General features: G+C 70.9%; 10 protein-coding genes. 5 read left to right on the forward strand and 5 right to left on the reverse strand.

Going from position 1 to position 11175, the window contains the following annotated elements; translation table 11 throughout:
- The first annotated feature begins 10 nt into the window (after positions 1 to 10).
- Genes ENSA5_RS14950 through ENSA5_RS14960 form a run of 3 tightly spaced genes read left to right on the forward strand, consistent with a single transcriptional unit; the run spans position 11 to position 2957 of the window.
- Entirely contained in the window at positions 11 to 871 is an 861-nt protein-coding gene (locus ENSA5_RS14950; protein WP_146155714.1) for an immunity protein Imm33 domain-containing protein, read from the forward strand.
- 20 nt (positions 872 to 891) lie between these two features.
- Positions 892 to 1974 carry a ribonuclease H-like domain-containing protein gene (locus ENSA5_RS14955; RefSeq protein WP_106392336.1) on the forward strand — a complete coding sequence of 361 codons (1083 nt, stop codon included), beginning with the start codon at positions 892 to 894 and terminating at the stop codon, positions 1972 to 1974.
- A gap of 5 nt (positions 1975 to 1979) precedes the next feature.
- Entirely contained in the window at positions 1980 to 2957 is a 978-nt protein-coding gene (locus tag ENSA5_RS14960) for a COX15/CtaA family protein (RefSeq protein ID WP_106392337.1), read from the forward strand.
- Here ENSA5_RS14960 and ENSA5_RS14965 read toward each other — a convergent pair.
- Positions 2917 to 3840 carry a hypothetical protein gene (locus tag ENSA5_RS14965; protein ID WP_106392338.1) on the reverse strand — a complete coding sequence of 308 codons (924 nt, stop codon included), beginning with the start codon at positions 3838 to 3840 and terminating at the stop codon, positions 2917 to 2919. The genes ENSA5_RS14960 and ENSA5_RS14965 overlap by 41 nt on opposite strands.
- Positions 3841 to 3931: 91 nt before the next feature.
- Between ENSA5_RS14965 and ENSA5_RS14970 the strand changes: the two genes are divergently transcribed.
- Positions 3932 to 4780 carry a hypothetical protein gene (locus ENSA5_RS14970; RefSeq protein ID WP_106392339.1) on the forward strand — a complete coding sequence of 283 codons (849 nt, stop codon included), beginning with the start codon at positions 3932 to 3934 and terminating at the stop codon, positions 4778 to 4780.
- Positions 4781 to 4843: 63 nt separating this feature from the next.
- On the opposite strand, the gene ENSA5_RS14975 is transcribed toward ENSA5_RS14970, so the two are convergent.
- The 4 genes from ENSA5_RS14975 to ENSA5_RS14990 form a co-directional block, all read right to left on the reverse strand.
- Positions 4844 to 6142 carry a CCA tRNA nucleotidyltransferase gene (locus tag ENSA5_RS14975; RefSeq protein ID WP_106392340.1) on the reverse strand — a complete coding sequence of 433 codons (1299 nt, stop codon included), beginning with the start codon at positions 6140 to 6142 and terminating at the stop codon, positions 4844 to 4846.
- 85 nt (positions 6143 to 6227) lie between these two features.
- A complete protein-coding gene (locus tag ENSA5_RS14980) occupies positions 6228 to 7946 on the reverse strand; it encodes an acetate--CoA ligase family protein (protein WP_106392341.1) in 1719 nt (572 codons plus the stop codon).
- A gap of 11 nt (positions 7947 to 7957) precedes the next feature.
- Positions 7958 to 8797 (reverse strand): hypothetical protein, encoded by an 840-nt coding sequence (locus ENSA5_RS14985; RefSeq protein WP_106392342.1) that lies wholly within the window; start codon positions 8795 to 8797, stop codon positions 7958 to 7960.
- Positions 8797 to 9309, reverse strand: coding sequence for a DUF507 family protein (locus ENSA5_RS14990; protein WP_106392343.1), 513 nt, complete (start codon positions 9307 to 9309; stop codon positions 8797 to 8799). Before ENSA5_RS14990 ends, ENSA5_RS14985 begins: the two co-directional genes overlap by 1 nt.
- A 61-nt stretch (positions 9310 to 9370) precedes the next feature.
- On the opposite strand from ENSA5_RS14990, the gene ENSA5_RS14995 reads away from it, so the two are divergent.
- Complete coding sequence (locus tag ENSA5_RS14995) at positions 9371 to 9907, forward strand: NUDIX domain-containing protein (protein ID WP_106392344.1); 537 nt, start codon at positions 9371 to 9373, stop codon at positions 9905 to 9907.
- Positions 9908 to 11175: the final 1268 nt, after the last annotated feature.

Consider the following 11175-nt stretch of genomic DNA (forward strand, 5'->3'; position numbering starts at 1 on the left):
TACTCTGTCGGTGCGACTGTGGTTCGGCCTCGCTGCGGGTGTCTCAATCCTCTTGGGTCCCGGCTGCGGGCCCGAGCGCTCGACGGCCACGCCCGACGCCGACCCAAACCCGGCCGTCGTCACGGAGTTCGACCAGCCTCAGCCCACGCGCGAGGGCGAGCACACCTTCGCCTACGGCCCGCAGACGATCTACGTCTACGCCGACCCGAGCCTCGACCGCGAGGTCGAGCGCCTGCTCTTGCTGTTCGAGGATCTGCGCGCCGAGTCGGTCCCGATCACGGCGAAGACCCGGATCCCGATCGGCTGGACGACCCTGAGCTTCGCGCTCGACGGTGAGCGCCTCGTCGTCGAGGAGCCCGACTACGACAACGAGCCCGAGTCCCGCACACGGCCCGACATCTCGGTCTCGCTCGCGACCTTGGCCCGGCAGCGGGCCGTGCTCGAGCAGGTCGGGATCCCCGGCCAGGCGATCGAATTCGACCAGCACGTGCTCACGATCCGCGGCGTGCTCGAGCGCGACGAGGTCATGCTCGTGCGCGTCGAGAGCCCCGGCGGCCGCCTGACCGGCTGGCGCCTGACCCCGGCCGAGGGCATCGAGGAGGCCGACGAGATCGAGTCGCTGCCGGTCTACGCGATCCTCGCGGCGCGGCCCGAGCTCCTCGACGCGATGCTGTTGCCGCCCGGCTACCTCGTGCTCTACGCGGGCAAGCAGCTCACGACGATCGTCAACGAGGCCAACGAGATCGTGTGGGACTGGACCGTCGACGGTGAGCTGCCCCGCGACGGCGACGCCGCGCTCGGCGGGGGCTTTGTAACCGACGAGAGCGAAGGCCGCGAGCGCCCGCGGCCGCTGCTCGAACCGCTCGAGTAGCGTAGAGTCGGCCCACCTCGATGACCGCAGCTCCGCCACACCTCGAGCGCCTCGCCGACGCCCACGAGCTCGGGCTCGGCCAGACCGTGACCGCGTACGCGGCGGTCCGCAGCCTCCGCCATGGCCACAGCCGCACGGGCGACGGCTACTACGATCTGGTTGTCGCCGACGCCTCGGCCAAGCTCCCAGCCAAGGTCTGGGGCGACTCGCGGGCCTACGGCGAGCTCCGCCGCGCGCAGCTGAGCGACGGCGCCGTGGTCAAGGTCTTGTGCACGATCGGCAGCTTCCGCGACGCGCTGCAGCTGACCGTGAACCGGGTGCGGGCGCTCGGCGAGGATGACGAGTGGCAGCCCGACGCGGTCTTTGGCGTCGGCTGGGAGCTCGTCGAGGGCCTGCGTTGCAAGACGCTGGTGTTCGACATCGAGACGGTCCCGGGCATCGAGCTGAGCGAGGTGCCCGACGCGGTCGTCAAGTCGGTCGCCCGCGCGGCCGAGCGCAACGACGGCGACGAGGGCAAGGTCATGAGCCTCTCGCCCTACTACGGCAAGGTCGTGTCGCTCGCGTTCGGCGACGGTGACCCCGAGACTGACGCGGACAGCGAGGGCGACGAGGGAGCGGTGACGACCCTGGTCGTGCCGCCCCCGGGCCGCGAGCAGGACGACTACCCCGCCGGGGTCCGGCCGATGACCGAGGCCGAGCTCCTGCGCAGCTTCTGGCACCTCGCCGACGCCGCCGAGCTCGTCGTGAGCTTCAACGGGCGTGGCTTCGACGTGCCCTTTTTGGTCACGCGCAGCCTGATCCTCGGCGTGCCCGCCCGCGTGGATCTGGTCTCGAGCCCGTTCTCACTCCGCCCGCACCTCGATCTCTACCGCCTGCTCGGCCACGGGCGCGGCGGCCTCGGCGGCAGCTCGCTCGACGTGGTCTGCTGGGCGCTCGGCATCGCCAGCCCCAAGGGCGCGATGGACGGCTCGATGGTCGCGCCGACCTATGCGCGCGGTGACATCGAGGCGATTGCGACCTACAACGCCGCAGACGTGCGCGCGACCGCGGCCGTGTATCGCCACTTGCGCGAGCACCTGCTCCCGTTTCGGAACGACTGGTAGCGACGATGACCCGCGAGCCGCCCCAAGACTCCGCCTTCGCCCGCGCGGCGTGGATCGTGCTGGCCTACACCCTGGCCGTGATCGTGTTCGGCGCCTGGGTCCGGATCACGGGCTCGGGCGCGGGCTGCGGTCAGCACTGGCCGACCTGCCACGGCGAGGTCGTCCACCGGCCGCAGTCGGTCGAGACCCTGATCGAGCTGACCCACCGCGTGACCTCGGGGCTGTGCCTGGTGTTCGTGGGCGGGCTGATGGGCTGGGCGCTGCGCCGCTTCCCGGCCCCGCACCCGGCCCGCCTCGGCGCGGTGCTGGCCTTGGTCTTCCTGATCGTCGAGGCCTTGCTCGGCGCGGGGCTCGTGCGCTTCGGCCTCGTCGAAGACGACGACTCGGTCGCCCGCGCGGTCGTCATGGCGATCCACCTGACCAACACCTGCGTGCTGATGGGCGCGATCGCGGCCGCGGCGTGGACCGGCGCGGGCGGGGTCGAGCGGCGGCCGCGACTGCGCGGCGCTCGGGCGAGGCTCGGCGCGGGGCTGTGGCTGCTCATCGCCGGGCTCGTCGGGGTCCTCGCGGTCTCGATGAGCGGCGCGGTCACGGCCCTCGGCGACACCCTCTACCCCGTCGTCGAGGGCGGGACCCTCGGTCAGAACCTCAGCGATGATCACTCCCTGACCGCGCACTTCTTGCAGCGAATGCGGGTCGTACATCCGATCCTCGCGGTCGTGGTCGGGCTCTACTTGCTGTGGCTGGCGATCTCGCTGCCTGGCGCGAGCGCGGGGCCGACCTTTCGGCGGCTGGGCAACGTCGTCGCCGGGCTCGTCGTCGCGCAGCTGTGCGCGGGGGTCGTCAACATCATGCTCTCGGCCCCGGGCTGGATGCAGCTCGTGCACCTGGCGCTGGCGACCTGTGTGTGGACGGCGCTGGTCGTGTTTGCGCTCGAGGCCCTCAGCGCCACACGTAGTGCCACAAGGTCAGGCCCAGGATAATCAACGCGAGCACCGCGTGGATCCAGGTGAACTTCCGCTTGGGTCCGTCGGTCGCGGCCTCGGGCTGATCGGGCTGCGGCGCGCGCGAGCCCTCGACGGCCGCGCGGGCCTGATCGAAGGCCTCGACCAGCGCCAGCGGATCTCGCTCACGGAGGACCAGCTCCCGGGCGAGCGCGAGGAGCTCGGGGTGGTCGGCCGCGAGGACGCGAGCGCGGATCGAGGGACCCGCGAGGGTCACGGCGGCGCTGCGAAACACGCGAAGCTCCGTCGAGACGGCGGGTCGCTCGACGCTCGGGTCGGCGCTCGGGTCGGCGCTCGGGTCGGCGCCCGGCCTCGCCGCCTGGAGTCGCTCGGCGATCGCGACCGAGCACCCACGCAGGGAAGGGGGCGCGTCTTCGTGGGCACGCTCGCCGAGGCTGACCAGCAGCGCCCACGCGACCGAGCGGCGCTCGAGGCCCAGGATCGCCCCCGTCGTCTCCACGGCCGCCGCGATCGCTGGGCTCAGCTCGGGACTTGCGTTCAGTATTCGTCGGGCTTCTTGGAGCTCGACCCCGACGAGATCGCCGCGGGCATCCGACTCGGCGAGCGTGTGGGCGGCCTCGACCAAGGGCCTGGCGACCTCCCCGATGAGGCGCGTGAGCGCCCCGCGGGCGACCGCCACGGCTGGTTCGAGCGCGCCCGGGTCCTCGCCAGCGTTGGCGAGGGCGGCCTCGATCCGGGTCCGCGGAGACGAGCCTCGATCGTCGTTAACATCGTTCTGATCGCCTTGCGTGGCGATCCAGTCTGCGCCGCAGTCGAGCTGGTCGAGCAGATCGAGGGCTTGGTGCTCGGTCTCGGAGATGCCGAGTTCGGGTTCGCGCGATGGGGCCGGAGGCTCGCTCACTCCAGAATGATGACAGAGATTGGACCCGGTGGTGATTTGACGACGAGGCGCCGGGCTTGCCGCCTGGCCCGAGGCCCGGTTAGATGGGGCCATGCTCAACAAGCTGATCGCTCCCGCGTGTGCCCTGGCTGCGCTCTCGATCTCGTCCACTGCACTGGCCGGCGAGGATCCGGCGAGCGAGCCCGCCGATGTCGCCGTCGAGTCCGCGACCGAGGGCGCCGCGCAGGTTGCATCCTCTGAACCGGTCACGCTCGAGAACGAGGTCGCGGCCGCGCCGGGCGAGACCATGGCGCGCATTGGCCACGGCGGGCGACTGTCGCTCGGCGCCGCGCGAACGCTCGCGGGCCTGACCGGCATCAACGTCCGCTACTACCTCACCGATCACTTCCACCTCGGCCTCAACCTCGGCGTCGCAACCTTCAGCTACCGCGAGCCCGACCTCATCAACGACGCGGTCGACTGTGGCACCAACGAGCAGGGCAACACCTGCACCAAGACCACGCGGACGGTCGCGTACATCGGCTCGAGCCTCGAGGGTGTGTACTGGGTGCTCGGCAAGCCCGCCGGCAACTGGCCCTTCCAGGCCGACTTCGGGATCGGCGGCCGGCTCGGGTTTCAGCACTACGTCAACAACACGGACATCGGCAACAACCTCGATGATCCGCTGACCTTCACCGCCGAGGTCCCGCTGATCTTGCAGCTCAACCTCGGTGAGAATTTCTCGATCGCGCCCGAGTTTGGGGCCGCGTTTCGGTGGAACGTCGGCACGCGCCTGACCGACGTCTCGGCGACGCCGCCCGATCCGGGTGACTCCAACCCCGGCTTCAGTGATCCCAACGGCCGGATCCCCGCAGCCGACATGAGCGGTCCGGGCTTCGGCTTCGAGATCAACGATCACATCGGCGTGTTCGGCGGCGCGAGCCTGAACTACGCGTTTTAGTCCTAGCAGCCCGTGGTGCACTACGGGCTGCCTAGCAGCCCGGGGTGCTAGTACCGCGCCGATTCATGGCACCGGTGCGCCCGCGAGCTCGAGCTCGCGGGCGCGCTCGATTAAGGCGTCGTCTCGGTTCCGGCTTGGATCTTCGAGGACCCAGTCGAGCAGCTCGGCGAGCAATTGACCGAGGCGCGGCCCCGGCTTGGCGACTCCGGACGCGATCAGATCACGGCCCTGAATTGCCAGGGCCTTGGTCGTGAGCGCCGCGCCTTCGAGCGCGTCGTCGATCTGCGCCACGGCCTCGTCGTCGAGCTCGAGCAGCGCGCGGGCGTCGTCGAGGTAGGGGCGCTCGAGATCGGCGACGACCCGCCGGATCGCGGGCGGGCGCAGGCTCGGCTCGAGCTCGAGCGCGGCCGCGAGCTCGTCGACGGCGATCGCGGTCAGGCGGAGCACGGTGGCGCGTTCTTGCCGGCTTGGACGCAGGGCGTCGACGACCGCGGCGACCTGCTCACGATCGTGTCGGATCGGCCACAGGAGGCGAGCCAGGCGCAGGGAGGGGCGCGGCGGCAAGCGGTCACACGCTTCGATCGCCTCGTCTCGAGCGGGTTGTTCGAGCGGCGCGAGCACGCGGTCCCACAGCCCGGTCGTCGCCATCGGGGTGAGGCCGAGCGAAGGCCGGGCCGCGCCGAGCAGCTTGAGCAGCTCGACGTGGACGCGCTCGCGGCTGACCTTGTTGAAGACCTCGAGGGCGCCGGTGATCGCGGCCTCGGTGCCTGGGGCCAGCGCGAAGCCCATGGTCGCGGCGAAGCGGACCGCTCGCATGGTTCGAAGGCCGTCCTCGGCGAAGCGCCTGGCCGGGTCGCCGACGGCCCGGATCAAGCCCGCGCACAGATCCTCGAGCCCACCGAAGGCGTCGGTGAACACCGCGTTGACCGGGTCCCAGGCGAAGGCGTTGATCGTCAGGTCGCGGCGCGCGAGATCTTGCTCGAGCTCGCGCAGGAACCGGACCTCGCTCGGGTGGCGGCCGTCGTGGTAGGCCCCCTCGCCGCGAAAGGTCGTGAGCTCGACGGCGTAGCGCTCGTCGCCCCGGCCCGACAGGACCGTGACCGTGCCGTGCTCGATACCGGTCGGGATCGTGCGCGGGAACAGCTCGACGACCTCGTCCGGGGTCGCGTTGCTGGCCACGTCCCAGTCGACGCCGACCGCCCCGAGCAGCGCGTCGCGGACCGCCCCGCCGACGACGACGCCGTGAAAGCCGGCCCGGTCGAGGGCCTCGAGCACGGCCATGATCGCCGTGGGGATCTCGACCTCGAGCATGCAGGCGCGGGCCTGCTCGACGCTGCGCGGGATGGTTCGGCGCTCGACCATGGCCCGCCATGGTAGTCGCTGACAGCGGTCAAAAACAGCTAGCCCTCAATCGAGCGCTGAACTGAAAAAGCTGAATGATTCAGGCCTAGCGGCCTTCGAGGTGGGGGCGCTGGACGATGCGGGCGTCGAGGGTCACGTACTGGCGATCCGAGTCGACGAGACGGACCGGGCTCAGGTCGACGCTCAGCAGGCGCTCACCCGTGTGGCGAAACAGGCCGTCGATACGCAAGAGCAGCTGCGCGAGCACGCTGACGTCGGGATCGCTCGCGCGTCGACGGGCAGGCAGCGGGACCGCGCACAGCCCGGCCTCCGCGAGCAGCAGCGCGTCGCTCGGTGACAGCGGTGAGGACGCGAGGATGGGCTCGACCGGCGCGTCGACGAGCGCGCGCACGAACACCGCCACGCCGCCGCTGCGCAGGCGCAGCCCGCCGCAGTGAAGATCGAGGCCAGGCTCGATCATCTCGGCGACGACGACGCCGTCGAGCTGGACCGTCGGCGCGCGCTCTTCGACGTTGTTGACGATGTTGGCGAACGCGCGCTTGGCCGCGGCCGCGTTGCTCACGTCGAGCTCGACGGCCCCGAGCTCGCGCTTGCGCCGAAGCTCGGGGCTGAGGGCCTTGAGCACGACGGGGTAGCCGATCTTGTCGGCGAAGGTCGCCGCGCCGCTGGCCGAGTTGGCGAAGGCCTGGCGCGTGACCTCGATCCCGTGGCCGCGCAGCACGACCTTGCTCTCCTGATCCGACAGAACCTCGGCCGCGCCCTCGAGGACGACGTCGGCGCGCTCGAGCAGCTCGGGCTCGGGATGATCTGGAGCCTCGAACGCGCTGGCCAGGAGCGCGGCGCTGGTCCGCATTCGCAGCAGCGCCCCCTGGGCCAAGAACGCGGCCGTCGGCACCTGCAGCGAGAGCGCGGGGTCGGGCTCCTGCATGCCGATGAGCTCGCCGAGCCGCGGCAGCGCGCGCCGGGCCTGGTCCCACAGCGCGACGGCGCCGGGCTCGGGCGGCGGCGCTGGATGATGCTCGTCGAGCTCGGCCTCGAGGCTCGCGCGCAGCAGCGCCAGCACCCGCGGGGCGGGGTAGGTCGGCCCGGTCAGGCGCTCGAGCGTGTGAGCCACGGTCGCCGCCTCGAGCGCGGGGTCGTGGGGCTCGAGCTCGACGCGGGGGACCCCGAGCGGGATCAGCAGCTGTCGACGCTCACGCGGGCCGAGGCTGGCGATCCAGTCGAGCCAGTCGAGCCCCAGCGCGCCCGCCGGGACATAGCCGATGGTGTCGTGGGCGAGGAGCATCGGACCACCGAGCCAAGCTGGCAGCCACCCGGGCGTCGGCGCCAGGGCCAGGCGCGTGGGTCCGAGCACCTCGCACAGCCGCGCGAGCTCGTCGACCTGAGCCGCGCACGCGATCGGCGTGGCCGCGCCCGCGTCCTCGCTCGGCCCGACCCGCAGCGCCGCGCCCGGGCCGAGGATCGCCGTGTGTTGGCGCTGCGCGAGGTTGTCGAGCTCGGCCAAGAGCTCGGCCTCGACCGCGTCGACCAGCACGAGCAGCGGCGGGAGTCGATCGCGCAGGGCCCGGACCAAGCTCGCGTCGAGGGTCCGCGCGGCCACGACCTCGACTCGATCGCCGAGCTCTCGGACCGCGCGGCCGAGCTTGGCGTCGTCGACGACCCGGCCCGCGATGCCCCCCCAGCGACGCTCATCTTCGGCCACCGTTCGGGCCGCGACGACGACCTGCTCGCAGCCTTCGCTCAGCCCGAGCAGCGCCGCCAGCGGGCCTGTGCTCGAGCGTTTGCGTTGCTGCCTCGCTGTCATGGTGCCCGCCCTCAGGCGAACGCGGTCTTCCAGGTCGTTCCGCTGAACTCGCGGACGACGTCTGCCCAGTGGCCGGGGAGCACGAAGTCGGCCATGCCCCAGCTGGGGTCGAGCGCTCCGCTGATCTCGCGCTCGCCGGTCAGCAGGATCACGCGCAGGCCCGGGCTGCGCTCGACCAAAGTCAGCGGCAGCCCATCGCCCGACGCGTCGAACCACAGCAAGGTCCCCTCGTCGTAGTTGCCGTAGTCCTCGCTGGTGACCGCGTAGGCGCCGATGCCCTCGAGCGCGGTCTTGGTCGCGGCGTCGAGATCGGTGTCGAGGTACAGGAGCGGCGGCTGCTCGGCCGTGGTCGTGAGGTCGACGGCTTGCTCGGCTGCCTCGACCAACCAATCCGGGAGCACGACCTGGGTCACGTCGGCCTCGTACTCGGGCTCGATCATCAGCGGGCGCGGCTTCCAGGGCAGGGCCCCCGCCACGGTCCCGATCACCGACTCGAGCTTGGTCGGATCGGCGGGCGGGCCGTCGAACCAGCGCCCGACCATCGGGCCGATGCCGGCCTGGGCCAGGACCGAGCCGGCCTCGCGGGTGTAGGGGGCGAACACGTGCCGAGGGGAGAGCCGGCGGAACAGCTTCTGGATGCCCTCGGGGCCCAGGAACACGATCTGGTCGGCGCCGCTGCGGCTGGCCTCGACGATCAGGCGGTCGTCGAAGGCGCCAGCGTCGCCGAGGCACAGGCTCAAGACCGAGGCGCCGCGGGTGTCGGCGACCTCGCGGGCGACGCACAAGGCCACGGCGCTGCCGGGGTGGAGCCCCCGGGTGGTTCGCTGGAGGTAGACGACGACGTGAGCCATCAGGTCAGACCGTGCTTGCGCTTCACCATGTCGAGCTGCTTCTGATACTCGATCTCGAAGCTGTCGGTGCCGTCTTGAAGATGCTTGAGGTGCTTGCGGACCTCACGGTCGAGATCTTCGTCGTGCTGCATGTGCTTGCGCAGGATGTCCTTGATCTTGCGCCGCAAGGTGGGGTCGTCGACGTAGATCTCGTCGACGTACTGCGAGCGCATGAACAGCTCGACCATCTGGGTGGCGATCCAGTTGACCGAATCGTCACCGATGCCGAAGTCGGCTTGCTCGGCTTGCTGACGCCGGATGCGGTAGAGCTCCGAGTAGGGCAGGCCGCGCTGCTCGAGGATGTCCTTCGAGCGCTCGGTGATGTCGCGGTTGGTCCGCAGGTACTCGCGCAGGACCGACTCCACGTCATTTTGAAATTCTTCGCGGTTGTCGGTCTCGACGTCCCCGGAGTCGACGAGCGCGGTCGTGACGGAGTCGACGATCGCCGGGATTTTGCTGGCGTACAGACGCATGGGTCGAGCGCGAGGATAGGCCCTCGCTTGCACCGCGTCCAGGCTCCGGCAACATCGCCCGATGACGGGATCTGGACCGGGCCCCGGGCCCGAGCACGCGGGCACGCAGGCTGAGCCCGAGGAGCGGGGGCCCGCGATCGGGCGCGGGCCTCGCCTGGTCGTCGCGGCCGGGCTCGTGTGGCTGGGGTCGCAGCTGCTCGTCCAGCGGCGCTCGAAGACGGCGAGGCACGGGGCTGGGGCGCTCGAGCTGCCCGGTGGCAAGCTCGAGCGGGGCGAGGGGCCGCGCGCGGCTCTGGCCCGCGAGCTCGGCGAAGAGTGGGGGCCGCAGGCCACGGAGCTGACGATCGGATCGGTCGCGGACGTGCTCCACCACGTCTACCCCTCGCCGGGTCCCGAGGTCATCCTGATCGTGCTGCGCGTCGACGCCCGGGCCTGGTCTGGCCAGCGCTGGCGTGAGCGGATCGAGCCCGAGCCGGGCGTGGAGGTCGTGGCCTTCGAGCTCGACGAGCTGCCTCTCGACGAATTCCTCGCCGCAGATCGGCCGTTCATGGCCGCGGTCCGCGACGGTCGGGTCGCTGCTTGGATGGGCCAGTGCTAGCCCGGCGACCCGGTTGAATTCACGGCCTGACTCCAAACGGATCGCTGCTCGAGCGCCGCGTGGCCGGTGGGCACCTCGGGGTTGTTGATGAGGCTGTGTCGTGGCCGCTGGGGTCCGCGCAGGGCCACAGGAGGTCCGAGTACGGGGCGTCGCCTCTCCATCTGGGGTGCAGAAGGCTCTTGGTGCACTCCCGCCAGGTCGGTCGGCAGGGCGTCGAAGGTGCTTTTCGTACGGCGATACCCCGAACTCGGACCTCCTGTAGCCTTTTTGCGCTCTGCTCTTTGCGGCGGGTGACCCCGCTCCGAAGCGCTGGGCGCCATCTGGCCGCAGATCGGCCGTTCATGGCCGCGGTCCGCGACGGTCGGGTCGCTGCTTGGATGGGCCAGTGCTAGCCCGGCGACCCGGTTGAATTCACGGCCTGACTCCAAACGGATCGCTGCTCGAGCACCGCGTGGCCGGTGGGCACCTCGGAGTTGTTGATGAGGCTGTGTCGTGGCCGCTGGGGTCCGCGCAGGGCCACAGGAGGTCCGAGTACGGGGCGTCGCCTCTCCATCTGGGGTGCAGAAGGCTCTTGGTGCACTCTCTCCAGGTCGGTCGGCAGGGCGTCGAAGGTGCTTTTCGTACGGCGATACCCCGAACTCGGACCTCCTGTAGCCTTTTTGCGCTCTGCTCTTTGCGGCGGGTGACCCCGCTCCGAACCGCTGGGCGCCATCCGACCGAGGTCTTGCAACGGAGCCACCGGTTGCATCACGACGGCCCGCCCGGTCCCCGCTGTCAGACAAACCCGGAACCGACTTCGGACACGCGATCCTAGATTTCTCCGCCCGTCGCACGTCCCACAGACACAGGAAACTGCGTTAGAGCCCCCTTTAGGGGGCCACGCAGATCACGGCGAAGCTCATCCCAGCCCACCGAGCGAGGGAGCGGAGCGAGCGAGCGACCGGCCGCTTGCGGCCGTGCGTGGCAGAGTCGCTGACGGCCGGGGGGGTCAAAACCAGCCAGCCCCCTTTAGGGGGCCACGCAGATCACGGCGAAGCTCACCCCAGCCCACCGAGCGAAGGAGCGGAGCGAGCGAGCGACCGGCCGCTTGCGGCCGTGCGTGGCAGAGTCGCTGACGGCCGGGGGGGTCAAAACCAGCCAGCCCCCTTTAGGGGGCCACGCAGATCACGGCGAAGCTCATCCCAGCCCACCGAGCGAGGGAGCGGAGCGAGCGAGCGACCGGCCGCTTGCGGCCGTGCGTGGCAGAGTCGCTGACGGCCGGGGGGGTC

The sequence above is a fragment of the Enhygromyxa salina genome, assembly GCF_002994615.1.
GTDB lineage: Bacteria > Myxococcota_A > Polyangia > Nannocystales > Nannocystaceae > Plesiocystis > Plesiocystis salina_A.

What these genes read in the sequence shown, in the direction of transcription:
- ENSA5_RS14955 (WP_106392336.1), top strand. Translation starts at nt 892, where the DNA reads ATGACCGCAGCTCCGCCACACCTCGAGCGCCTCGCCGACGCCCACGAG.
- ENSA5_RS14960 (WP_106392337.1), top strand. Translation starts at nt 1,980, where the DNA reads ATGACCCGCGAGCCGCCCCAAGACTCCGCCTTCGCCCGCGCGGCGTGG.
- ENSA5_RS14970 (WP_106392339.1), top strand. Translation starts at nt 3,932, where the DNA reads ATGCTCAACAAGCTGATCGCTCCCGCGTGTGCCCTGGCTGCGCTCTCG.
- ENSA5_RS14975 (WP_106392340.1), bottom strand. Translation starts at nt 6,142, where the DNA reads ATGGTCGAGCGCCGAACCATCCCGCGCAGCGTCGAGCAGGCCCGCGCC.
- ENSA5_RS14980 (WP_106392341.1), bottom strand. Translation starts at nt 7,946, where the DNA reads ATGACAGCGAGGCAGCAACGCAAACGCTCGAGCACAGGCCCGCTGGCG.
- ENSA5_RS14985 (WP_106392342.1), bottom strand. Translation starts at nt 8,797, where the DNA reads ATGGCTCACGTCGTCGTCTACCTCCAGCGAACCACCCGGGGGCTCCAC.
- ENSA5_RS14990 (WP_106392343.1), bottom strand. Translation starts at nt 9,309, where the DNA reads ATGCGTCTGTACGCCAGCAAAATCCCGGCGATCGTCGACTCCGTCACG.
- ENSA5_RS14995 (WP_106392344.1), top strand. Translation starts at nt 9,371, where the DNA reads ATGACGGGATCTGGACCGGGCCCCGGGCCCGAGCACGCGGGCACGCAG.